This is a genomic window from Salegentibacter sediminis (assembly GCF_002078605.1).
GTDB classification, from domain to species: Bacteria; Bacteroidota; Bacteroidia; order Flavobacteriales; family Flavobacteriaceae; genus Salegentibacter; species Salegentibacter sediminis.
Genome location: NZ_MSJR01000008.1, coordinates 67,094 through 91,664, shown reverse-complemented (window position 1 = coordinate 91,664; position 24,571 = coordinate 67,094). Strand labels below are relative to the sequence as shown.

Here is a 24,571-nt window from a genome sequence, read left to right as displayed (position 1 = left end):
GAGAAACAGAAAATCAGGTTAAAAAGGTAAATGGTCTAAATCCACATTTCCCCCCGAAATGATAATCCCTGTTTTCTTTCCCCTGAATTTTTCTTTTTCCCGAAGCACTGCCGCAAGAGCTACCGCACTTGAAGGTTCTACAATAATCTTCATCCGTTCCCAAATTAAGCGCATCGCTGAAATAATCTCGGCTTCCTCCACCCTGATGATCTCAGAGACATATTGCTGAATAATTGGGAAATTTTGGTCTCCAAGTTGGGTTTTAAGCCCATCGGCAATAGTGTTTGTTGATTTGTTAGTTTCTATTTTCCCGCTTTTAAGGGATCTGTAGGCGTCATCTACTTCAAAGGGTTCGGCGCCAATGCATGTGCAGTTTTTTCCGAAGTAATTCACTGCAAAAGCAGTTCCGGCCAGGAGTCCGCCACCACCCACGGGAGTGATAATTACCTCCAGATCGGGAAGTTCTTCCAGCAGTTCCATGGCCGAGGTTCCCTGCCCGTAAATTACATCCAGTTGGTTGGAAGGATGTAAAAAAGTAGCCCCGGTTTCATTTACGATTTTTTCGGCAGCAGCTTCCCGGTCTTCCAGGCTTGGAGGACAAATAGTGATTTGCCCGCCGTAACTTTTAACCGCAGCTTTTTTTACTTCTGGAGCTGAAGAAGGCATGACGATATAGGCCGGGATCCCCAGACTTTTTGCAGCCAATGAAACTGCCTGGGCAAAATTTCCCGACGAATGGGTAACTACTCCCTTTTTCCGGGCTTCTGCATCCAGGTTTAAAATGGCGGCCGTAGCGCCCCTTATCTTAAAGGCGCCACCCCGCTGCAAGTTCTCGCATTTAAAAAATATCTCCGTCCCGGCTATTTCGTTAAGCAGATGCGAACTCAATACCGGGGTGTGGTGAATATGAGGTTTTATATTTTCGTGAAGCTTTAGAAATTCTCTTTTGCTGATCATCTTATGAAATAGGGGAAATACCCAGGTTAAGGATTAAAAATTGTAATCCCTAAAGTTAAGGTTTCTAAGAAAAATCAAAAACTTTTCAAATATGGATTCTTACTTCTCTTCCTCAATGGGAATGGCCAAAAAAGGCACTTCGGCCTTCTTGAGTAATTCCAAAGAGACATTTTCTGAAAGGATATTGAAGAGAAATCCATGCTTGTGTGTGCCAACGATCAAAAGGTCGGCATTAAGTTTTTTTACTTCTTCGATAATAGTTTGTACCGTAGATCCCTGAATGAGCAAGGCCTCAGCTTCGATGTTTTGATCTAAAAAGAGTTTGCTCATTGCCTGCAGCTGTCGGTGCTCTTCCCGAAACTCTTCGGCTTTTAGATCCCGGATATATTGAGGGCCAACCTCGTATCCGGTAAAATCGGGGCTTGGTTCAGCCACATGAACTACCCATACTTTTGATCCGAATTTTTCGGCAATGCTTTCCGCATAACCCATAAGATCTCCAATAGTATCATTGAAATCTACGGCAACCAGAATGTTCTTAAATGCTTCCATTTTTTCATATTTTAATAACCTATATCACGTTTTACGAGATTTTTTAGAGGTTCATCCTCCATCATATGTTCATAATTTTCCACGATTTGTGGCACCACAGCTTCGGGGTGGGTGACACTGGCGATATGAGGGGTAATAAAAACCTGAGGATGCTCCCAAAACGGATGATCCTCGGGCAGAGGTTCCTGCCAGAATACATCTATAGCTGCTCCCGAGAGGTGATCCTGGTCTAACATTTCTATCAGGTCCAGTTCCACCAGGTGTTCTCCCCGGGCAACATTTATCACATAAGCCCCTTCGGGAAGTTTTTCAAATAATTCCTTATTAAGGATCTTCTCGGTTTTTGGAGTTAAGGGCAGTAAATTCACCAGGATATCAGACTGTCTCAAAAACTCTTCAAATTGATCTTCTCCTGAAAAACTTTCTACCCCATCGATTTCTTTAGAATTTCGGGAAAATCCGTGTACATCGAAATTATTATTTACCAGGATTTCGGCTGCTTTCTTACCCAGGGTTCCCAGGCCAAGAATTCCCACTCTTACGTCCTTGTTTCGTCTATAAGTTTTGGGTTGCCATTGCTTTTTGGCTTGCTGCCGGCTATAATCCAGTAAATTTCTCTGGTGCTGAAGAATTAGACTCAGAATAAAATTCCCCATATCGGCCGAGAGCATATCATCAACTACTTTGGTGACTTTAATATTTTCAGGCAATTCCTCGTCGCTGGTAATATGATCTACCCCGGCGCCCATTGAGGCAATTACTTTTAGATTCGGATAATTTTTGAAAAGTCCGCGCGGATGTTTCCATGAAAGCACAAATTCAACTTCTTCTTTATCGTGTTCTTCTGGATAGACATAAATATTTAAACCAGGGTGTTGGTTTTGTAAAGCTTCTACCCAGGGTTTCGGGTCTTTTCCCGGACTAACAATTAAAAATGACATTCGTTCTGTTTTAAAATGGTTTATATTTTAACTAACAAAGGCACTGTAACCAGTAATGGCACGGCCTACAATTAATGAATTTATTTCTTTGGTGCCTTCATAGCTGTAAATAGCTTCGGCATCGGCCACAAAACGGGCCACATCATATTCGAGTAAAATTCCGTTTCCTCCCAGTACTTCCCGGGCACGGCTCACCACATCCCGGGTGCGCATACTACAGAAGACTTTGGCTAAGGAGGCGTGTTCATCTGAAAGCATCCCGGCATCCTGCATTTCCGAAAGTCTAAATACCAGGGTTTGCATAGCCGTAAGGTTGGAAAGCATTTCTACCAGATGATTTTGAATAAGCTGATAAGAAGCTATTGGCCTTCCAAATTGTTCTCTTTTTCGGGTGTACTTAAGGGCGCTTTCATAGGCGCCACGGGCACAGCCTACAGCCTGCCATGCAACTCCGGCACGAGTCATCCTCAGTACCTTAGCCGTATCCTTAAAGCTGTTGGCATTTTGTAGCCTGTCGCTTTCAGGCACTCTGCAATTATCAAGGGTGATAAGGGCATTCTGTACAATTCGCAGTGCCATCTTATCTTCCATCTTTTCGGCCTTAAAACCGGGATTTTCCTTTTTTACCAGGAAACCTTTCACCTGATTGGAATCTTCATCTCTTGCCCAGATTACGATCACATCGGCAAAGGTGGCGTTACCAATCCATTTCTTCTGTCCGTTTAAAATCCAGTTTTCCCCATCAAATTTACAGCTTGTTTCCAGCCCTCCTGCCACTCCAGAACCTACATTTGGTTCGGTAAGCCCAAAGGCACCAATTTTTTCCAGTTTCTGCATTTTGGGCAGCCATTCCTGCTTTTGTTCCTCACTCCCGCAGAGGTAGATGGAACCCATTGCCAGCCCACTGTGTACCCCGAAAAATGTAGAGATAGAAACATCCACCCGGGCGATCTCCTGGGCAATGACACCTTCCATTAAAAAGGGGAGATTGGGACAGCCGTATCCTTTATATGGGACTCCTGTTATATTGAGTTTTTTGAATTTTTCAATGATCTCCATAGGAAATTTGGCGCGATTCCAATGGTCGTTAACCAGGGGGCGGATCTCATCTTCCATAAAATTTCGGACTTCCATTTGCAAATTGCGCTGTTCCCCGGTTAATTTGAGGTCCAGGTTATAGAAATCCCCATCGATGGGGGGGAGGTCACTCTGGCCTTTTTTCCGCTTCGTTTTTAACATTTTCATCAAACCTTTGAGTTGGCGTTCATCCAGCGCACCCAAAGTTTTCATAGCTTCTGAAAGGTCTATTTGCTGGTTTATTTTTGCCAGTTGATCCATGTCAACCGACTTCAGTAGCCTGAAGGTGTTACGAACTCTTTTGAAAACGGACATCTATTGTGGGATTGGTTGGATTTTAAAATTAGGAATAATTAGCCCTGCCCGCTGTTAAAGCTTTCCGAAGAAAACGTCAAAAAAAAGGCCGTGAGATAATCACGGCCTAAAAAATGGTTTTAATTAAAGATTTCTTATAAGCCGAAGGCTTCTTTTACCTTATCTACATAGTCTAACTTTTCCCAGGTAAAGAGTTCTACCTCTTTAGAGATCCTGCCATTATATGGACTTTCAAATACCTTGGTTAGGGTTTTTGGTTCCTTGCCCATATGGCCGTAAGCAGCTGTTTCGCGGTAAATAGGATTTCTTAGCTTCAGGCGGTCTTCTATAGCCGCCGGGCGCATATCAAAAATTTCGGCTACTTTTTTGGCGATTTCTCCATTTTTAAGATCCACTTTGGAAGTTCCATAGGTGTCAACAAAGATGGAGGTGGGTTCTACCACGCCAATAGCGTAGGATACCTGTACCAGGATTTCATCGGCCACCCCGGCTGCGACTAAATTCTTGGCAATATGTCGGGCAGCATAGGCCGCCGATCTGTCTACCTTGCTGGGGTCTTTTCCAGAAAATGCACCCCCGCCGTGAGCGCCTTTCCCGCCGTAGGTGTCAACGATGATCTTTCGGCCGGTTAATCCCGCATCCCCATGGGGCCCGCCAATCACGAATTTTCCGGTGGGGTTAATATGATAGATTATATCTTCATTAAAGAGTTTCTGTACATATTCAGGCAGTTGTTTTTTAACCCTTGGAATAAGAATCTCCCTAATATCTTTTTCAATTTGTTTTTGCATTGCTGCATCTTCATCAAACTCATCGTGCTGGGTAGAAACTACAATAGAAACTATTTTCTGCGGAATATTCTCATCGTTGTATTCTATGGTTACCTGGCTTTTGGAATCGGGACGCAGGTAAGTTATTTCCTTTTCCTCCCGTCTTATTTTTGCCAGTTCGATTAGAATCTTGTGGGAGATATCTAAAGCCAGAGGCATATAGTTGTGAGTTTCATTGGTAGCATAACCAAACATCATTCCCTGGTCACCAGCGCCTTGTTCTTCTTTGTTTCCGCGGTCCACTCCCTGATTGATCTCCTGGGACTGCTCGTGAATAAGCGAGATAACTCCACAGGAATCCCCGCTGAATTTATAGGCACCTTTGGTGTACCCAATATCGTTAATTACATCCCGTGCTATGGTTTGTACATCCAGGTAAGTATCGCTGCGAACTTCACCGGCAAGAACAACCTGTCCAGTTGTTACCAGGGTTTCGCATGCAACCTTTGAGTTTTCGTCAAAAGCAAGAAAATTGTCGAGTAGGGTATCGCTTATCTGGTCGGCGATCTTGTCGGGGTGTCCTTCAGAAACGCTTTCAGAAGTAAATAAATAAGCCATATTTCTTTAAAGTATTTATAGAATTATGGGCGGATTTTGACGTGCGAGGCTAACAGGAGTAGTATTACTGCTTTAGCATTTTTCAATACACTTTAGTGTATATAGGGTTGCAATCAGTCAAATCCTTCCCTTTAAATTATTCGATTACAAATGTATAAAAATAAGTGGGATCCAAAATTTCTTTTTTTAAGTTTAATTCTTAAATCCTTTCTGCCGGGAGTTTAATTGTTATTTCTGAAAGAATTTCAGGAAAGCTGTTTTTATTTTTTGTAAAAAAAAGTTTTTTTCGCTTAAAATAAATATTTCGTAAAAGTTAGGCCTGGGTTTGGATATTAAAAAAATGCGCCCTTATCTTTGTACCCAACAAAACAACGAAATGTACAAGTTTATTTGCAATATGATGCGTAAGATGATGTGGAAAGCCTCCGCAGCGCGTATTATTGCATAAAACTGAAAAGATATTTGCAAAAGCCGCTGCCACCGCAGCGGCTTTTTTTTTGTTTAAAAAGTGTCATTTCCTGGAAGACGGAAATCTATTAAAGGAATAAAATATAAAATTAGTTTCCCGCTCCCGATAGCTATCGGGACGGGAAAGACAAAAGAATTAATTATGAGTAATAATCTGTCAAAAGCAAAAAATATGATGATGAACATTATGATGATGTGTATGTCTATGCGCATGAAATGCTATTGCCAGAATCGAATGTAACTTAGTTTGTTTAGAGTTCAATTCAAGTCCCCCTGGTAATAGCGAATCCAGGGGGACTTTTTTTATGCCTCGCATAAATTCCCGCGAAGGCGGAAATCTTAAATCAAGAATCAAAACTTTAAAAAACTAATATTATGAGTACTCAAAAATTTTCAACCAACGCTCTTCATGCCGGGCACGATGTAACAGCCAACGGCGGAACCAGGGCAGTGCCACTATATCAATCTACTTCTTACGTATTTAAGGATTCCCAGCACGCTGCCGATCTTTTTTCTCTGGCAGAGCCTGGATTTATTTACACCCGAATTAACAATCCCACCAACGATATTCTGGAACAACGTCTTGCTGCCCTGGAAGGGGGCATCGCGGCGGTGGTTACCGCCTCGGGTACCGCGGCGATAAATACCACCTTGCTAACGCTGCTTAAGGCCGGAGATCATATTGTGGCTTCCAATAGTTTGTATGGTGGCACCTATAACTTGCTAAATGTAACCCTTCCCCGTCTTGGAATTACCACCACTTTTGTGGAACCTGGGAATCCTGAAAACTTTGCCAAAGCGGCCAGGGAGAATACCCGGGTCTTCTTTGTAGAATCCCTGGGTAATCCGAAGCTGGATGTGCTTGATCTTGAAGGTATCTCTGCGGAAGCCAAAGAATTTAAAGTGCCTTTAATTGTGGATAATACCGTAGCAACTCCATCCCTGTTGAAACCCATAGAGCACGGCGCTGATATTGTAATCGAATCTCTTACGAAATATATCAATGGAAATGGAACTGCTTTGGGCGGGGCGATAATCGATGCCGGGAAATTCGACTGGGCCAACGGAAAGTTCCCTGAATTTACCGAGCCTTCTCCCGGCTATCATGGCCTGGTTTATCACGAAGCTTTAAAGGAAGCTGCTTTTATCGCCAAGGTGCGAATTGAAGGATTGAGAGATCACGGGGCGGCCTTGAGTCCGTTTAATGCTTTTCAGATCATCCAGGGTCTGGAAACTTTGGAGATACGTATCAAACAGCATAGTGAAAATGCCCTGGAACTTGCTAAATGGCTTCAGGAACAACCGGAAGTAAAATGGGTGAACTACCCGGGATTGGAAAGCAGTAAATATTATAAGCTTGCCCAGAAATATCTTCCGAAGGGGCAAAGTGGAGTAGTAACCTTTGGGGTTGAAGGCGGCTTCGAATCGGCCAGAGTGGTGGCCGATGAGACCAAACTTTTCTCCCTCCTGGCCAATATTGGTGATACGAAATCTCTTATCATCCATCCGGCCAGTACCACTCATCAACAACTTAGCGAAGAACAACAGGCGACCACGGGGGTTACTCAAGACCTCATAAGGCTTTCAGTTGGATTGGAAGATGTGGAAGACCTGAAAAACGATCTAAAAGAAGCATTTTCCGCAATCGGAAAAAAAGCATTGGTATAATCATTTGTTGGTTGGAAGGCGCGGGGAAAAGCATCCAGGTTAAGACTTTTCCCTCACCGCCTTTCGAAAAAAAAGAAAATATGCTTCAGGAGATTTGTATAGAGAACTTTAAAAATTCTTCCGGTGGGATCCAGGATATTCATCTTAGTTTTCAGCATTTCGGGCAGCCTGTTGAATTGGCCCCGATAGTGCTGGTGAATCACGCCCTAACCGGAAATTCCCAGATCACCGGGGAAAATGGCTGGTGGAGTGGGATCGTAGGTGCGGGAAAAACTATAGATACCAATCAGTATGCAGTGTTGGCTTTCAATACCCCGGGAAATGGTTTCAACGGGAAAAAAGAGGACTTAATAGAGAATTATAAAGATTTCAGCTTAAAAGATATAGCCCGCATACAGGCTCTCGCCCTGAAAAAGCTGGAAATCAATAAACTTTTTGCCATAATAGGCGGGTCTATTGGAGGAGCACTTGCATGGGAGTTGGCGGCTTTACTACCGGAGCTTGCCGAAAACATCATTCCAATAGCAACCGATTATAAAGCGACCGACTGGGTGCTGGCAAACTGCAAGGTACAGGCTCAGATCTTAAACAATTCGGCCAGCCCTGTAAAAGATGCCCGCATGCACGCGATGACCTTTTACCGAACCCCGCAATCGCTCGCCAGAAAATTTAACCGCTCGCGGGAAGAAGTGCAAGCCTGCTACAAGGTGGAAGGCTGGTTGCAATATCACGGCGATAAGCTGGAGGAACGCTTTCAGTTGGCTTCCTACAAATTGATGAATCACCTGCTTACTACCATAGATATTAGCAACGGTAGCGGAAATTACCTGGCTGCTGCCAAAAAAATTAAGGGCCATATTCACATTATAACCGTGAATTCAGACTGGTTTTTCCTGGCCGATGAAAACTGGGAAACCTATGTAGACCTTTCGCTGGCCAAACCCAACGTGAGTATTAACGAGATTAAATCTATTCATGGACATGACGCTTTCCTTATTGAAGCCTCTCAGCTCGTCCGATTTTTAAAACCTGTTTTTAAAACCAACAAAATTGAAAATGAAAGAAGTGAACATCATCTTATTTGGAGTAGGTAATGTAGGTAATAGGCTTATAGACCAATTTTTAAAAATAAGGTCCCGCTGGGTAGAGGAATTTGAAATTAGCCTTAAGATCCCGGTGATTGCCAATTCGGAAAAAGCCATTTTTAAGCCTGAAGGGATCGGCGAGAACTGGGAGAAGGATTTTCAGTATAGTGCTGTATCCTATCAATTGGAATCTATATTGGAGTTTAACCGGGAACATCAACTTGAAAATCCTGTGGTTATTGATGCCACAGCCAGCAAGGAGCTGGTGTTGCACTACCCGGAACTGGTGAAGAAGGGTTTTCATTTAGTGGCAGCGAACAAGATAGCCAATACACTTTCCGGTGAATTTTATTATGGATTGAGAAGAGAACTCCAAAAACACAAAAAACATTTCTATTACGAGACTAATGTTGGTGCGGGCCTGCCTATTGTCCAAACCCTACAGGAGTTGCACCGGGCCGGGGAAAAAGTGACCCGCATTCGCGGGGTTTTTTCGGGCTCACTGAGCTTTATCTTCAATACTTTTTCTGAAAGTGATGCCGAATTTTCTGAGGTTCTGCAGCAAGCCGGTAAGCTTGGTTATACTGAACCCGATGCCCGCGAAGATCTTTCGGGAAATGATGTGGGGCGAAAATTACTGATCCTGGCGCGTGAACTTCAGCTGAAGAAGGAGTTTAAAGAAGTGAAGATCCAGTCGCTTATTCCTGAAAAATTAAACGGAAAAACTTCCACAGAAGATTTTCAGAAAAGGATTTCAGAACTGGATGAAATCTTTGAAAAGCACAAAAAAGAACAGCAGACCGATCACGTTTTACGCTATGTAGGAGAAATAAAGGTAGGAAAAGCAAGCCTGGAAGCCCGGCTGATTTCAGAACCAAGACAAACCGCGCTCGGCCAGATCAAGGGTGCCGATAATATTTTCGAAATCTATACTGAATCCTACGCCGAACAACCCATGGTGATTCAGGGAGCCGGTGCCGGTGCTGCGGTGACTGCTCGCGGTGTGGTGAGTGATGTGTTGAAATTGTCTAATAGACTCAATTGAAAATTATAAAAATATAGAATATGCATTTTGAAACCGAAGCCATAAGAACCCAAACCGAGAGAACACAGTTTCAGGAACATTCTACGCCGCTATACCTCACATCGAGTTATGTTTTTGAAGACGCTGAAGATATGCGGGCTTCTTTTGCTGAGGAAAAAGAACGCAATATTTACAGTCGTTTTACCAATCCCAATACTTCAGAATTTGTTGAGAAAATCACCAGGATGGAAGGGGCAGAAGCGGGATTTGCCTTTGCTACAGGAATGAGTGCAGTTTTTTCAAGCCTGGCAGCCTTGTTGAACAGTGGAAATCACATAATTTCGTCCAGGGCGGTTTTTGGTTCAACGCATAGTTTGTTTACCAAATTTTTTCCGAAGTGGAATATCTCGCACAGCTATTTTAAGGTGAACGAAGTCGAAAAGCTTGAAAGCCTTATCCGGCCCGAGACGAAGATTATTTTTGCGGAAAGCCCCACTAATCCCGGGGTAGATATCCTGGACCTGGAATTGTTAGGGCAAATTGCTAAAAAACACGATCTTATTCTAATAATCGATAATTGTTTCGCAACTCCATATTTACAAAATCCTATAAAATTCGGGGCGCATCTCGTTATTCATTCAGCTACCAAACTCATCGACGGGCAGGGGCGTGTTTTGGGAGGAGTTACAGTAGGAAATGCCGATTTGGTAAGGGATATCTATCTGTTTTCAAGAAATACCGGGCCGGCTTTGTCCCCGTTTAATGCCTGGGTATTGTCTAAAAGTTTAGAGACGCTGCCCGTACGTTTGGACAGGCACTGTAAAAACGCCCTAAAGCTTGCAGAATTTTTAGAAAAGCAAGCCAATGCTGAAAAGGTGAAATACCCCTTTTTAAAATCCCATCCCCAGTATCAAATCGCAAAAAAGCAGATGAAAGCCGGTGGAAATATTATTTCTTTCGAAATAAAAGGCGGTCTGGAGGCAGGACGAAAATTTATCAATGCCATTAAACTTTGTTCGAGGTCGGCCAATTTAGGAGATACCCGCAGTATCGTGACCCATCCGGCTTCCACTACCCATAGTAAACTAAGTGAGGAAGAGAGGCTGGAAGCAGGGATTTCGGTTGGGCTGGTGCGAATTTCGGTTGGATTGGAACATCCAAATGATGTGATTGCCGATTTAAAACAGGCTTTAAATAGTATTGAATGAAAAAGGCAAAATTCCAGAAAGCCAGATTGCAGCATGCAGCCTAATTTTTTTATTTAAGTATCTTCGTGGCATGCTTTCCAAAAAAACAAAATACGGGATCAAGGCTTTGGCCTTTATCGCCTCACGCGAGGATAAAAAACCTGTGCAAACCTCAGAGATCGCTAAAAGTGAGAATATCTCTTTGAAGTTTTTGGAAAGCATTTTATTAAGTCTACGGAAATCAGGCTTTCTGGGCTCTAAAAAAGGAAAGGGAGGCGGTTATTATCTCATTCAGGAACCGGAAAATATCAAAATGACCTCTGTAGTTCGGGTGCTCGAAGGCCCAATAGCTATGGTGCCATGCGTAAGCCTGAATTATTATGAAAAATGCAGCGATTGCCCAGATGAAGCAACCTGCTCGGTTCATGCCCTGATGATACAGGTTAGGGATAGCACCCTGAATGTCCTGGGCGGGAATACCCTATACGATTTAGCCAGGGTGAAGAAAAAAGCCTGATCTGATTAAATTTATTATGAATTAATTGGCATAACCGCAGCTTTAAGTTTATTTTTGCTTTTATAACCTACTAAACCGATAGGGTTTTAAAAAATGATTCCCGGATCGATAAAAGGCCTCGCCGAAAGAGTATTATCAATTCCTGGAATATTATAATATTTAAAGGGACGATATGAAGAAATTTACCCAAATTCAGATAGATGAACTTAATGAAAAGTTCCAGGCATTTAGTCCTGTGGAAATCATACAATGGATAATTACCAAAGCGGAAAAACCTGTAGTTACTACGAATTTCCGGCCGTATGAAGCAGCAATATTACATGCGGTAACCCGGGTGGACCCCAATCTTAAAGTAATTTGGTGTGACACAGGTTATAATACACCTCAAACCTATAAGCATGCTTCACAGGTAACTGAGCAGTTGAATTTGAATATAAAACTTTACATACCAAAACAAACAGCAGCATATAGAGATGCATATTTTGGTGGTATTCCTGAAATAAATTCTTCTCAACACGATGAATTTACCCGACAGGTTAAACTGGAACCCTTCCAGCGGGCGATGCATGAACAAGAACCTGATCTTTGGTTTACGAATTTGCGAAAAGGACAAACTTCATTTCGCGATAGTATTGGTATTCTAAGTTACAGCAAAGACGGAATTTTAAAAGTGAGTCCGTTCTATCATTGGAGTGATGAGCAACTTGATGAATATTTAAAGGAACACGATTTGCCAAATGAATTAAAATACTTTGACCCGACCAAGGTTTTGTCTAATCGGGAATGTGGTTTACATGCATAACAGCAAAGGGGATTTTAAAATTCCTTTAGGGATATAAAAATCCTAAGTAGATAATTTACTTGATTTCTATAGTAATTTCAAAAATTAAAAGCTCCTGATTTCGGGAGCTTTTTCTACATTTGCTGCTAAATTATTTGCTATGAAAATTCATCTGAAACGTATAAACAAGGATTACCGTTTTGAAACCACCAACGAGCGAGGAGATGTGGTTTATCTCGATAATAAATCTGTAGAAAACCCACAGGGAGCAAGCCCTATGGACCTTTTATTGCGTGGTCTTGCCGGTTGCAGCAGTATAGATGTGGTAATGATCCTTAAAAAACAAAAGCTGGAATTAGATGACCTTGAAGTTGAGGTTGAAGGTTTTAGAGAAGGTGGTGTACCAAATGTTTTTAAGGGTATGCAATTGCATTTTATACTTCAGGGAGATGTCCCGGCTGCCAAAGCGATTAGGGCGGTAGAACTCTCTATGGATAAATATTGTTCAGTTTCAAAAATGCTGGAAAAAGCAGCAGAAATCACCTATTCCATCAGCCTGAATGGGGAAAAATTAAAATAAACATAAAAAGATTTCAATTCTTTGGAATTGGATTAAGTATGACCGATATTTGGCGGTCCAAGTTCATTAATTTACATCGTTATCAAGAAAGGTTGAGGGAATAGACCCGATGAAACCTTAGCAACCCTCCTGTAATGGGAGAAGGTGCTACCTTCTACTTTGCATAAGCACAGATAGATAACAAAAGACTCTTTTCCCGCTTCTTTTTTTGATAGTGATTTATTACAAAATTATGTCAAAATTAGAAGAACAACTCAAACATAAAATATTAATCCTGGATGGTGCTATGGGCACTATGCTTCAGGAATATAAATTCACGGAGGAAGATTTCCGTGGAAAACGTTTTTCCCAATGGCCAGTGTCGTTGCAGGGTAATAATGATCTTTTGTCCTTAACACAGCCGGAGGCGATCGCCTCCATACACCGTAAATATTTTGAAGCGGGTGCCGATATCATAGAAACCAATACTTTTTCCGGAACTACTATAGCTATGGCCGATTACCAAATGGAAGATCTGGTCTATGAGATGAATTATGAATCGGCCAGAATAGCCAAAAAAGTAGCGGAAGAAATGACTGCGAAACAACCGGGGCAACCACGATTTGTAGCCGGTGCCATGGGACCCACCAATAAGACCGCCAGTATGAGTCCCGATGTGAACGATCCCGGCTTCAGAGCTATTTCTTTTGATGAACTTAGGCTCGCATATAAACAACAGGCGCGAGCTTTAATTGAAGGAGGGGTGGATATTTTGCTAATCGAAACGGTTTTTGACACCTTAAATGCCAAGGCAGCGCTTTTTGCTATAGATGAACTAAAAGAGGAGCTTGCTTTAGATATTCCGGTAATGGTGAGTGGTACGATTACCGATGCTTCGGGGAGAACCCTTTCCGGCCAAACGGCAGAAGCCTTTCTGATCTCCGTTTCACACATTCCTCTATTAAGTATAGGCTTTAATTGTGCTTTGGGGGCAAAGCAACTTACCCCGCACCTTGAAGTTTTAAACCGTTATGCTGAAACCGGCGTTTCTGCTTATCCAAATGCGGGTCTTCCCAATGCCTTTGGGGAATATGATCAGGATGCAGAAGAAATGGCAGATCAAATAAGAGAATATTTAGAAAAAGGACTTGTAAATATCCTGGGAGGGTGCTGTGGTACCACGCCAGATCATATCAGGGCAATCTCTGAAATCGCCAAAGATTTTAAACCCAGGCCAAGAGATAAATTCGAAAATCCGGAAAGCGTATAAATTATGGTAGAAGAAAGAATACTTCGTTTATCTGGGTTGGAAGCTTTGGTCATCACTCCTGAAAGCAATTTTGTAAATGTTGGGGAACGAACCAATGTGGCCGGATCGAAAAAATTTTTAAGGTTAATCAAAGAAGAGAAATTTGAGGAGGCCCTTGTAATAGCACGGGAACAGGTTGAAAATGGTGCTCAAATTATCGATGTAAATATGGACGATGGCCTCATTGAAGGGAAAGAGGCTATGGTGAAATTCCTTAATCTAATTGTCGCTGAACCCGATATTGCCCGCGTGCCCATTATGATAGATAGTTCTAAATGGGAGATCATTGAAGCCGGCTTGCAGGTAGTACAGGGGAAATGCGTAGTGAATTCCATCAGTTTAAAAGAAGGAGAAGCCGAATTTATTGAGCACGCCAAAAAAATTAAACGATACGGGGCTGCGGTAATCGTAATGGCCTTTGATGAGATTGGCCAGGCCGATAATTATGAACGCCGCATTGAAATTGCAAAACGTTCTTATGAGATATTGGTTGACAAAGTGAAATTTCCTCCCGAAGACATCATTTTCGATCTCAATATTTTTCCGGTAGGAACCGGGATGGAGGAACATAAAAGAAATGCGATAGATTATATTGAAGCCACTCGTTGGGTAAAGGCGAATCTGCCACACGTGAGTTTGAGTGGGGGAGTTAGCAATGTTTCGTTTTCCTTCCGCGGGAATAATCCGGTGCGGGAGGCGATGCATTCGGTGTTTCTATATCATGCGATTAGGGCCGGGATGAATTTGGGAATTGTGAATCCTTCACTTTTGGAGGTTTACGATGAAATCCCAAAAGACCTGCTGGAGCACGTGGAAGATGTTATCCTGGATCGGCGTGAAGATGCGACCGAACGTTTGCTCAATTTTGCTCAAAAGGTGGTAGGTTCAAAAAAGGAGAACAGAATTGATCATTCCTGGAGAAAAAACCCGCTGCAGGAACGAATTACCCACGCCCTGGTGAAAGGAATAGATACCTATATCCTTGAAGATATTGAAGAAGCCAGACAACAGGCCAATAAACCCATTGAAGTTATCGAAGGCCCCTTGATGATTGGGATGAACGTGGTAGGCGATCTTTTTGGTAGCGGGAAAATGTTTCTTCCGCAGGTGGTGAAATCGGCCAGAGTTATGAAAAAAGCCGTAGCATATCTTTTACCTTTTATAGAAGCAGATACCTCGGCTAAGCGACAGTCTGCCGGAAAAATTCTTATGGCTACCGTAAAAGGCGATGTGCACGATATTGGTAAAAATATCGTAAGCGTAGTGCTGGGATGCAATAATTATGAAATTATTGACCTGGGGGTGATGGTGCCACCTGAGAAGATCATCGAAACTGCAAAAGCAGAGAAGGTTGATGTGATAGGCCTTAGCGGACTTATAACCCCATCTCTTGATGAAATGGTTTTTCTGGCAAAAGAAATGCAACGGCAGAATTTTGAGGTACCGTTACTCATTGGGGGCGCAACAACATCAAAGGCGCATACGGCCGTAAAAATCGATCCGCAGTATGGGAATGCCGTGGCTCACGTTAACGATGCTTCCCGTGCGGTAACCATTGTGGGTGATCTACTTAAGGATAGTACCCGTTCAAAATATATGAGGGATCTTAAGGAGGAATACGATAAATTCAGAAAGAATTTTAAGAAACGCAGTAAGGTGAAATCTTTTTTGAGTATAGAAGAAGCCAGACAGAATAAGTTTAAAATAGACTGGGAATCCTCTGAAATTGTTGCGCCAAAAGAGCCAGGTATTCTGGTTATTGAAGATTTTGACCTCAAAAAACTAGAGTCTTTTATAGATTGGAGTCCTTTTTTCAGAAGCTGGGACCTACACGGGAAATATCCGGCTATTCTGGATGATGCAAAAGTAGGGGAGCAGGCCAAATCTTTGTTTTCTGATGCCCGACATTTATTGGAGCAAATCTTCGAGGAAAAGTTGTTGAAAGCTAAAGCGGTCTTTGGTTTGTTTCCTGCAAATACCGTGAAGGATGATGATATAGAAATTCGGTATGAAGAGCAATCCGAAGAAAAAACTTTCCTTTTCAGGACCCTCCGTCAGCAATTAAAAAAGCATGGGGAACAGCCCAATTTCGCCCTGGCCGATTTCATCGCCCCAAAAGAATCGGGAGTGGAGGATTATATGGGCTGCTTTTGCGTTACTACCGGTTTCGGGACTCAGGAAATGGCAAATAAATTTGAAAAAGATCATGACGATTATAATTCGATAATGATTAAAGCTCTTGCCGATAGATTGGCAGAGGCTTTTGCTGAATATCTTCATAAACAGGTAAGAATTAGGCATTGGGGTTACGCCCCTGAAGAAGATCTGGACAATGAACAGCTTATTAATGAAAGCTACAAAGGGATTCGCCCTGCTCCGGGTTATCCAGCCTGTCCTGATCATTTGGAAAAACTGAGTATTTGGAAGCTTTTAAAAGTAGAAGAAAGAATTGGGGTGAAACTCACCGAAAGCCTCGCGATGTGGCCGGCAGCAAGCGTTAGCGGATATTATTTCGCTAATCCGGAAGCCAGGTATTTTGGTCTTGGAAAGATTAGGGAAGACCAGGTGAAAGATTATGCAAAGCGGAAAGGGATTTCTATAGAAAAAGCAGAAAAATGGCTAAACCCAAACATTGCCGATTAAATTTATTGAACATTCCTTTCCCCAGAATTTACCTTTAATAGAATTAATGAAGTTTTAGAGAATTTATGAAAATAACCGAACATATAAACGCCGCTAAAGACAGAAGCTTATTTTCCTTTGAAATCTTACCGCCTTTAAAAGGCCAGAATATCCAGTCTATATATAATGGGATTGATCCTTTAATGGAGTTCAAACCTCCATTTATAGATGTCACTTATCACCGCGAGGAATATGTTTTTTCTGACCAGGGCAACGGGCTTTTGCAGAAGAAAATAGTGCGGAAAAGACCGGGGACAGTAGGTATGTGTGCTGCGATTCAGAGTAAATACGCAGTGGATGCGGTACCACATATTCTTTGTGGTGGTTTTAACAAAGAAGATACTGAGAATTTTTTAATCGATCTGGATTTTCTTGGAATTCAGAATGTGATGGCTCTAAGAGGGGATGCAGTAAAAAGCGAGACTTACTTCACTCCCGAAAAAGAGGGAAACCATTTTGCTAAAGACCTTGTAGAACAGATTGGAGATATGAACCGGGGAAAATACCTCGATGACGTAATGGAAAAAGGACATAATACCGATTTTTGTGTTGGCGTAGCAGGATATCCTGAAAAACATATGGAAGCCCCAAGCCTGGATAAGGATATTAAACGTCTTAAAGAAAAAGTGGAAGCCGGTGCTGAATATGTGGTCACCCAAATGTTCTTCGATAACCAGAAATATTTCGAATTTGTAGAGAAATGCCGGTTCCATGGGATTACTGTTCCCATTATTCCGGGATTAAAACCTATAGCAACCAAGCGCCAGCTTAGTGTAATCCCTCATCGCTTTCATGTAGATATGCCTGAAGAATTAATTCATGAGGTGGAAAAATGTAAGGATAACAAAGAGGTGAGGGAAGTTGGAGTAGAGTGGGGAATTTATCAAAGCAAGGAGCTTATTGCTGCCGGGGTACCAGTCCTGCATTATTATTCTATGGGAAAAAGCACCAATATTCAGAAAATAGCTCAGGCAGTTTTCTAAAATATTGGCATACATTTGCGTTTAATGAAGAAATTTACTGCCCTTATCTTTCTTTTTGCAGGTCTGAGCCTAATTGCGCAGGATTCCGGGGGAAATCATTATTCTGTTGATGCAAGTTATTTTTACGGAACTATCGTCGAGCATAATACTGATATCGCTCATTTAATTACAGGTCATCCCAGGGCTTTTATTCTCGGATTCAATAAAAAAAGCTTCGGATTTAAAGATTGGGAGAAGCGGTATAATTATCCCGATGTAGGCGTTTCCTTTACTTATCAGGATATGAAAGAACCTGCTTTAGGTAAGAATTACGGACTTTACGTTCATATGAATTTTTATCTGTTAAAACGCAGTCTGATGTTCAGGATAGGGCAGGGGTTGGCGTATGCAGGAAACCCTTATCATCCAGATGATAATTTCAGAAATAATGCCTATGGTTCGCGACTGCTCAGCACCACTTATTTGATGGCTAATCTCAAGAAGGAAAATATTATTAAAGGTTTTGGGCTTCAGGCAGGGCTCTCAGTAATCCATTACTCAAATGCCGATTTTAAATCGCCCAATACCAGTACCAATACGGTTGGATTGAATCTGGGATTAAATTATGTCCTGGATCACGATAATCTGCCGTCTTATTCTCCGAAAATAAAAGGAGAAAAATATACTGAGCCTGTTCATTTAAATCTTGTGCTTCGTGGGGGTGTTAATACGATGGGGGTTATTGGTTCTAAGCAATACCCGTTCCTTACTTTTTCGGCTTTTGCCGATAAGGTAATTAATCATAAAAGTACCCTACAAGCTGGGACTGAATTATTTCTCTCCAAAGCAATGGCAGAGCGAATCAGGTATCAATCTATCGCCTTTCCGCAGGGAGACACCAGTGGAGATGAAGATTCTAAACGGGTTGGGCTTTTTGCAGGTCATCAACTGGTTTTCGATAAATTATCGGTAATTACCCAATTAGGCTATTATGTGTATTTTCCTTACGAAAATTATGTGGGGCAGGTTTATAACAGGATAGGCCTTCAGCGAAAAATTACAGAAGATTTATGGGCTTCAATTACCGTACGCTCCCATTGGGCCAATGCAGAAGCCGTGGAACTTTCAATTGGATACAGGTTATGAAAAAATTTCCTTTTATCATATGGCTGATTTTTAGTTTTTTCAGTTGTGATTCTGAAGACGCTCCGGCTTGTATCCAGACCGCCGGGGAGATCGTTTCCGAAGAGATAGAGGTTGCAGCATTTGAGGAGATCAATGTCTTTGACGATGTAAAACTTTTTATTCAACAGGGATCTGAACATAAAGTAGTTGTAGAAACCGGCAAAAATATTTTAAGTGGCGTTTCAGTTGAGGTTTTGGACAACCGTCTTCATATTAGAAATGAAAAGTCCTGTAATTACCTTCGGGATTACGGACTTACAAAAGTAACCGTCACCACCCCAACTTTAAGCTGGTTGCAAAATAGCAGTCATCAACCCATTGAAAGTATGGGAGTGCTAAATTTTCCTGAGATCTGGCTAAGATCCCTTAATCAGGAAAGAGACCCTAATGTTTATACCAACGGAGATTTTATTCTGAAACTGGAAGTTAACTCACTGCGAATTACCAATGATAATGTATCTAATTATTTTCTATCCGGAAAAGCAGACAGGATGGATCTTTTCTTTGCCGCGGGTGATGGCAGGTTGGAGGCGGGCGACCTGGTAACCGGGCATATCGATTTGATGCATCGTGGTACCAACAAATTAATTGTCAATCCGCAGGAATCGATAAAGGGAGATATTTTTGGTTTCGGGGATGTGATCGCTAAAAACCGTCCGTCCGAGGTAAGGGTGAAGGAGCATTATACCGGCCGACTTATTTTTGAGTAAGTTCAGCAAACAAACTTTCCAGATTTTTTGTTTTTTGGTTTAGCTGAAGGGTTTTCAGGCCATTATCGTGAGCGAAATCGAAAACTACAGGGCGCATATCTTTTTTTGTGTCGAAAGTAAGCTCCCAGGCAAATCCGCCAATATTTTTTGACGAAACCAGATGTGGGATTTTTTGAATAGCCACCGGTTCTACCAGGTAATCAAATTCAACATGAATTGCCTGTTCTTTTTCTGCCCGTAAATCCTTGAGGTTCTTATCGGCGACAATTTTACCATTGTTTATAATAATTACCCGGTCGCAAACAGCTTCTACTTCCTGCATAATATGGGTTGATAGGAAAACGGTTTTGTCTTTACCAATATTTCTAATAAGGCTACGTATTTCAACCAGTTGATTGGGATCCAGGCCCGTTGTGGGTTCATCAAGAATCAAAACTTCGGGATCGTGAAGCAGGGCTGTAGCCAGGCCAACGCGTTGGCGATAACCTTTAGAGAGCTGTCCAATTTTTTTATTAGCTTCGGGCTTAAGACCGGTGAGTGCTATCACCTCTTCAATCCGGGATTTATCGGTTTTATAGATCTTCGCATTAAATTCTAAATATTCCCGAACGTACATTTCGGTATAAAGCGGATTGTGCTCGGGTAAATAACCAATGTTCTTCTGAATCTGGTGGAGGTTATTTTCCAGGGAAATGCCATTAACCGAGGCTTCACCTTCTGAAGGGGGAAGGTAACCGGTAAGGATTTTCATCAGGGTAGATTTTCCCGCTCCGTTTGGGCCTAAAAAACCTACAATCTCTCCTCGTGTGACCGAAAAGGAAACGCTGTCCAGGGCTTTTTGTTCCCCGTAAAATTTTGAGATTCCTTCTACCGAAATAGACATAGTTGTTCTTTTTTCAAAAATAGGTAATTATAAACAAAATCCACCTTTGTAAAAGTATAGGGGTGATTGCATAATTCGGAATTTAAAAGTGCAGGAATAACACGGTTTTTATGATTTAAGAACAAATCCGGCAAAATAAAAGCAACCCCATAAAAAGCATAAAAATTTTATGGAAAATGTTTTTCATTCTGAATTTATATTCTACTTTAGCCCCATAAGGAAGAAACAATGATCAACTTAATTCGCTGGAACACATTCTTTTATTTTTATTTCTATTTCAGAGATAGGAACGGGAGTGTTATGTAATTAAGTGAAGAAATTATATAGAAAAGTCCCGATAGAAATCGGGACTTTTTTTTATGCAAAATTTGAATGGAAAGAAAAATAGCAATACAGGGTATTCAGGGGTCATTTCACCATTTGGTGGCACAGCAATATTACCGGGAAGATGTGCCGGTGCTGGAATGTATGTCTTTTGCCGAATTATCAAAAAGCCTGGTAAATGGCGATGCTTCAGAAGGAGTGATGGCCATAGAAAACAGTATCGCGGGCTCTATACTCCCAAATTACGCACTTATTGATGAAAATAAATTACAGGTGGTGGGAGAGCATTATATTCCTATAGATATGAATTTAATGGTGCTGCCCGGGCAAAAGCTTGAGGATATCAAAAAAGTGTATTCACACCCTATGGCTTTATTGCAATGTAAAGAATTCTTCAAGCAATACCCGCATATAAAACTTATTGAAGATGCAGATACTGCTGAGGTTGCCAGAAGAATTAAAGAAAAGGAATCACACAAAATTGCAGCTGTGGCCAGCAAAGCAGCTGCGCAGATTTTTGGACTGGAAATTCTCGCAGAAAGTATTCATACCAAAAAAAGCAATGCCACCCGGTTTTTAATCCTCAGTACAAAAAAGAAAGAACCCAATGGTGATAAAATAGATAAGGCTTCGCTAAAATTTGAACTGGAAAGTAAACGCGGAAGTCTGGTTTCGGTATTAAATATTTTGAGGGATTTTAACCTGGATATGAGTAAGATACAAAGTATGCCGATTATTGAAAGCCCGTGGAAATATTCATTTTTTATCGATGTAACTTTTGAAAACTATGATGAATTTTTAAAAGCCGTTGGTATTCTTGAAGTGATGACCGAACAACTAACAATATTAGGAACCTATAAAAACAGCTTGATATGATAGCACAAGCCAACAGGTTAAACCAGGTAAAAGAGTACTACTTCTCTTCTAAGCTAAAGGAGGTACGTGCTATGCAGGAATCGGGAAAAGATATTATAAACCTGGGGATTGGCAGTCCTGACCTGCCTCCACCGCCACAGGTTATCACGGCTCTAAACGGAGCTTTGGTGAATTCAGCAGCGCACCAATATCAACCCTACAAAGGTACGGCCGATTTTAGAAAGGCAATTGCCGAATTTTATCAGAACCATTATGACGTTTCCCTCGATGCCGAAACGGAGATCTTGCCCTTAATGGGTAGTAAAGAGGGTATCACCCATATTACGATGGCTTTTTTGAATGAGGGTGACGAAGTGTTGATTCCCAATCCGGGTTACCCAACCTATGCTGCGGTTACTGAACTTGTTGGCGCAAAAGCGGTCTTTTACGATTTAAATGCTGAAGGAAACTGGTTGCCCAATCTGGCCCAGCTGGCAAAAAAGGATTTAAGCAAGGTGAAATTAATGTGGGTGAATTACCCACATATGCCCACCGGGGCTTCGGCTACAGATCAGGTATTCAGGGATCTCGTGGAATTTGGGAAAACCCATAATATCTTAATTGTAAATGATAATCCCTATAGTTTTATTCTGAATAATGAGCCGAAAAGCATTTTACAAACTGAAGACGCCAAAGAAGTGGTCCTGGAGCTTAACTCCCTAAGCAAATCTTTTAATATGGCGGGGTGGCGAATAGGGATGGTTTGTGGAAGCGAGAAAAACCTGAATACTATCTTAAAAGTAAAGACCAATATGGATAGTGGGATGTTTTATCCGCTCCAGGCTGGAGCAGCGGTGGCTTTGCGAATGAATGGGAATTGGTTTTCTGCTCTCAATGAAACTTATCAAAGTCGGAAAGAAAAAGTGCTGGAACTTGCAAAAGTATTGCAATGTGAACCGGAAAAAGACCAAAGCGGAATGTTTATTTGGGCTAAAGTTCCAAAGGGTTCTACTTCTGAAGCTTTTGTTGAAGGCCTGCTTCAAAAGCATAATATTTTTACCGCCCCGGGATTCATCTTTGGAACTATGGGCGAAGGCTACGTAAGGTTTTCGTTATGTGCTTCTGAAGAAAATATTAAAAGAGCTATTAAACGGGTAATGTAATGAAAGTACAAATTATTGGAGTAGGGCTCATAGGCGGGTCATTTGCGCTGGATATAAAATCGGCTTTTGCTGAGGCTCAAATTTATGGTTGTGATGCTAATAATGAGCATTTAACCAGAGCCAAAGATCTTGGGATTATAGATCACCAGGTAGACCTGGAAAATGTTCAGCAAGTAGATGTAGTCATCCTTGCGGTACCGGTAGATGTAGCGCCCGGCGTATTAAAACAGGTCCTGGATCTAGTAAATGAAAACACTCTTGTTTTTGATGCTGGTTCTACTAAAGAAGGGATTTGTAAAACCGTGGCAAATCACCCTGGAAGAAGAAATTATCTCGCAGCACATCCTATTGCGGGAACCGAATTTTCTGGTCCCGAGGCAGCGATTTCTAATTTGTACAGGAATAAAACCAATATTATTTGCGAAGTGGAAAAAACAGCTTTCAAACTGCAGGAAAGAGCGCTGGAAATCTTTCAAAGGCTTGGGATGCGTATAAGGTATATGGATCCAAAATCCCACGATAAACATATTGCTTATGTTTCCCATTTATCGCACATAAGCTCTTTTATGCTTGGCAAGACCGTCCTGGAAAAAGAAAAGAACGAACGGGATATTTTTGACCTCGCGGGAAGTGGTTTTGCTTCTACGGTGAGATTAGCTAAGAGTTCACCCGAAATGTGGACGCCTATTTTTCAGCAAAACAAAGAAAATGTACTGGAGACCCTAAATGAATATATCACTAATCTTAATCGCTTCAAAGATCTCATAGAAGAAGATGATTTTCAGGGGGTTTATAGTGAAATGCAACGTGCAAATCATATAAAATCGATTTTAAACGGAATAAACTAATACTCAAAGATTAATTTTACAATTATGGAAAACAAGAAGGAAATGAGAAAATGGCTGGACGATTTCGGGTTAGATCATCCCCTGGTAATCGCCGGGCCTTGCAGCGCTGAAACCGAAGAACAGGTTTTGAAGATCGCGCATCAATTAAAAGATACCGATGCTACCGTGCTTCGTGCGGGAATCTGGAAACCGCGAACCCGACCTGGAAACTTTGAGGGAGTTGGTTCTCTTGGATTAAAATGGATGAAGAAAGCCAAGGAAGAAACCGGGATGCTTACTACCACAGAGGTTGCTAACCCTGCTCACGTAGACCTGGCCCTTGAGTATGATGTAGATATTCTTTGGATTGGAGCCCGTACCACCGTATCTCCTTTTATTGTACAGGAGATCGCCGATGCCTTAAAGGGCACCGATAAAACAGTTTTGGTGAAAAACCCGGTTAATCCCGACCTTTCTCTTTGGCTGGGAGCGGTAGAAAGATTGCACACTGCTGATATTAAAAACCTGGGAGTGATTCATCGTGGATTTTCAGCCTATGAAAAGACGAAATACAGAAACAACCCGGAATGGCAAATCGCTATCGAGCTTCAGAATAAATTCCCAGACTTACCATTAATTCTTGATCCATCGCATATTGCAGGAAGAAGGGATATTATCTTTGATCTTTGCCAGACCGCTCTAGATCTGAACTATGACGGTCTGATGGTGGAAACTCATCATACACCCGATGATGCCTGGAGTGATGCGGCACAACAAATAACACCTGCAACCCTGGTGCAGATAATGAAAGATCTTAAGATTAGAAAAGAAGTTTCAGAAAGTGAGGAATTTCAGAATAAACTCAGCAACCTGAGAGCTCAAATCGACGTAGCCGATAACCAATTGATTGAGTTGCTCTCAAGAAGGATGAAAATTTCAGACGAAATTGGAAAGGTGAAAAAGGCACAGAATGTATCGGTGCTTCAAACTAAAAGATGGAATGAAATACTTGGGAATATGGTACTTGAAGGGGAGCAGTACGGTTTAAGTGAGGAGTTTATACTTAGGTTGTTCAAAGCGGTTCACCAGGAATCTATCAATCACCAGGAGAAGATCATGAAAGCTTAAAAACACCTGCTTGTTTTCCAAAAA

22 protein-coding genes and 1 riboswitch are annotated in these 24,571 nt (G+C 41.8%); of the genes, 16 read left to right on the top strand and 6 right to left on the bottom strand.

Features of this window, described 5'->3' with window-relative positions:
* Positions 1–18: 18 nt before the first annotated feature.
* From BUW93_RS12040 to metK, 5 genes are all read right to left on the bottom strand, one after another.
* Entirely contained in the window at positions 19–957 is a 939-nt protein-coding gene (locus BUW93_RS12040; protein WP_081211975.1) for a pyridoxal-phosphate dependent enzyme, read from the bottom strand.
* A gap of 99 nt (positions 958–1,056) precedes the next feature.
* A complete protein-coding gene (locus tag BUW93_RS12035; RefSeq protein WP_081211974.1) occupies positions 1,057–1,509 on the bottom strand; it encodes a universal stress protein in 453 nt (150 codons plus the stop codon).
* An 11-nt stretch (positions 1,510–1,520) separates the two neighbouring features.
* Complete coding sequence (locus BUW93_RS12030; RefSeq protein WP_081211973.1) at positions 1,521–2,450, bottom strand: 2-hydroxyacid dehydrogenase; 930 nt, start codon at positions 2,448–2,450, stop codon at positions 1,521–1,523.
* Between the two features lie 27 nt (positions 2,451–2,477).
* Positions 2,478–3,842, bottom strand: coding sequence for an acyl-CoA dehydrogenase family protein (locus BUW93_RS12025; RefSeq protein WP_081211972.1), 1,365 nt, complete (start codon positions 3,840–3,842; stop codon positions 2,478–2,480).
* 134 nt (positions 3,843–3,976) lie between these two features.
* Entirely contained in the window at positions 3,977–5,230 is a 1,254-nt protein-coding gene (gene metK, locus BUW93_RS12020; RefSeq protein WP_081211970.1) for a methionine adenosyltransferase, read from the bottom strand.
* Positions 5,231–6,073: 843 nt separating this feature from the next.
* Here metK and BUW93_RS12015 point away from each other — a divergent pair.
* The 12 genes from BUW93_RS12015 to BUW93_RS11960 all read left to right on the top strand — a co-directional run bounded on the left by BUW93_RS12015 (position 6,074) and on the right by BUW93_RS11960 (position 19,367).
* Positions 6,074–7,366 carry an O-acetylhomoserine aminocarboxypropyltransferase/cysteine synthase family protein gene (locus BUW93_RS12015; RefSeq protein ID WP_081211969.1) on the top strand — a complete coding sequence of 431 codons (1,293 nt, stop codon included), beginning with the start codon at positions 6,074–6,076 and terminating at the stop codon, positions 7,364–7,366.
* 80 nt (positions 7,367–7,446) lie between these two features.
* Positions 7,447–8,460 carry an alpha/beta fold hydrolase gene (locus BUW93_RS15100; protein WP_081212050.1) on the top strand — a complete coding sequence of 338 codons (1,014 nt, stop codon included), beginning with the start codon at positions 7,447–7,449 and terminating at the stop codon, positions 8,458–8,460.
* Positions 8,423–9,496 (top strand): homoserine dehydrogenase family protein, encoded by a 1,074-nt coding sequence (locus BUW93_RS15095; RefSeq protein WP_081211967.1) that lies wholly within the window; start codon positions 8,423–8,425, stop codon positions 9,494–9,496. The genes BUW93_RS15100 and BUW93_RS15095 overlap by 38 nt, the downstream gene beginning before the upstream one ends.
* Before the next feature lie 20 nt (positions 9,497–9,516).
* The gene (locus BUW93_RS12000) at positions 9,517–10,683 is read left to right on the top strand and encodes a trans-sulfuration enzyme family protein (protein WP_081211966.1); all 1,167 of its coding nucleotides are present in this window, start codon (positions 9,517–9,519) and stop codon (positions 10,681–10,683) included.
* A gap of 70 nt (positions 10,684–10,753) precedes the next feature.
* The gene (locus BUW93_RS11995) at positions 10,754–11,179 is read left to right on the top strand and encodes an RrF2 family transcriptional regulator (RefSeq protein ID WP_081212049.1); all 426 of its coding nucleotides are present in this window, start codon (positions 10,754–10,756) and stop codon (positions 11,177–11,179) included.
* Between the two features lie 172 nt (positions 11,180–11,351).
* Positions 11,352–11,981 carry a phosphoadenosine phosphosulfate reductase domain-containing protein gene (locus tag BUW93_RS11990; RefSeq protein ID WP_081211964.1) on the top strand — a complete coding sequence of 210 codons (630 nt, stop codon included), beginning with the start codon at positions 11,352–11,354 and terminating at the stop codon, positions 11,979–11,981.
* A gap of 139 nt (positions 11,982–12,120) precedes the next feature.
* A complete protein-coding gene (locus tag BUW93_RS11985; RefSeq protein ID WP_081211962.1) occupies positions 12,121–12,540 on the top strand; it encodes an OsmC family protein in 420 nt (139 codons plus the stop codon).
* Positions 12,541–12,616: 76 nt separating this feature from the next.
* Positions 12,617–12,724: riboswitch (SAM riboswitch) on the top strand.
* 48 nt (positions 12,725–12,772) lie between these two features.
* A complete protein-coding gene (locus BUW93_RS14965) occupies positions 12,773–13,789 on the top strand; it encodes a homocysteine S-methyltransferase family protein (RefSeq protein ID WP_081211961.1) in 1,017 nt (338 codons plus the stop codon).
* 3 nt (positions 13,790–13,792) lie between these two features.
* Complete coding sequence (gene metH, locus BUW93_RS11975; protein WP_081211960.1) at positions 13,793–16,471, top strand: methionine synthase; 2,679 nt, start codon at positions 13,793–13,795, stop codon at positions 16,469–16,471.
* A gap of 65 nt (positions 16,472–16,536) precedes the next feature.
* Positions 16,537–17,493 (top strand): methylenetetrahydrofolate reductase [NAD(P)H], encoded by a 957-nt coding sequence (gene metF, locus BUW93_RS11970; RefSeq protein ID WP_081211959.1) that lies wholly within the window; start codon positions 16,537–16,539, stop codon positions 17,491–17,493.
* A 24-nt stretch (positions 17,494–17,517) separates the two neighbouring features.
* Positions 17,518–18,618, top strand: coding sequence for an acyloxyacyl hydrolase (locus tag BUW93_RS11965; RefSeq protein ID WP_081211957.1), 1,101 nt, complete (start codon positions 17,518–17,520; stop codon positions 18,616–18,618).
* Entirely contained in the window at positions 18,615–19,367 is a 753-nt protein-coding gene (locus BUW93_RS11960) for a head GIN domain-containing protein (protein WP_081211956.1), read from the top strand. Before BUW93_RS11965 ends, BUW93_RS11960 begins: the two co-directional genes overlap by 4 nt.
* Here the strand turns inward: BUW93_RS11960 and gldA are convergent.
* The gene (gene gldA, locus BUW93_RS11955; protein WP_081211954.1) at positions 19,354–20,250 is read right to left on the bottom strand and encodes a gliding motility-associated ABC transporter ATP-binding subunit GldA; all 897 of its coding nucleotides are present in this window, start codon (positions 20,248–20,250) and stop codon (positions 19,354–19,356) included. The genes BUW93_RS11960 and gldA overlap by 14 nt on opposite strands.
* Before the next feature lie 372 nt (positions 20,251–20,622).
* On the opposite strand from gldA, the gene BUW93_RS11950 reads away from it, so the two are divergent.
* The 4 genes from BUW93_RS11950 to BUW93_RS11935 are packed head-to-tail and all read left to right on the top strand — an operon-like array spanning position 20,623 to position 24,547.
* A complete protein-coding gene (locus BUW93_RS11950) occupies positions 20,623–21,450 on the top strand; it encodes a prephenate dehydratase (RefSeq protein WP_081211952.1) in 828 nt (275 codons plus the stop codon).
* Complete coding sequence (locus BUW93_RS11945; RefSeq protein ID WP_081211951.1) at positions 21,447–22,592, top strand: pyridoxal phosphate-dependent aminotransferase; 1,146 nt, start codon at positions 21,447–21,449, stop codon at positions 22,590–22,592. Before BUW93_RS11950 ends, BUW93_RS11945 begins: the two co-directional genes overlap by 4 nt.
* Positions 22,592–23,440, top strand: coding sequence for a prephenate dehydrogenase (locus BUW93_RS11940; RefSeq protein ID WP_081211950.1), 849 nt, complete (start codon positions 22,592–22,594; stop codon positions 23,438–23,440). Before BUW93_RS11945 ends, BUW93_RS11940 begins: the two co-directional genes overlap by 1 nt.
* Before the next feature lie 24 nt (positions 23,441–23,464).
* On the top strand, positions 23,465–24,547 hold the full coding sequence (locus BUW93_RS11935) for a bifunctional 3-deoxy-7-phosphoheptulonate synthase/chorismate mutase type II (protein WP_081211949.1): 1,083 nt from the start codon (positions 23,465–23,467) through the stop codon (positions 24,545–24,547).
* The last annotated feature ends 24 nt before the right edge of the window (positions 24,548–24,571 follow it).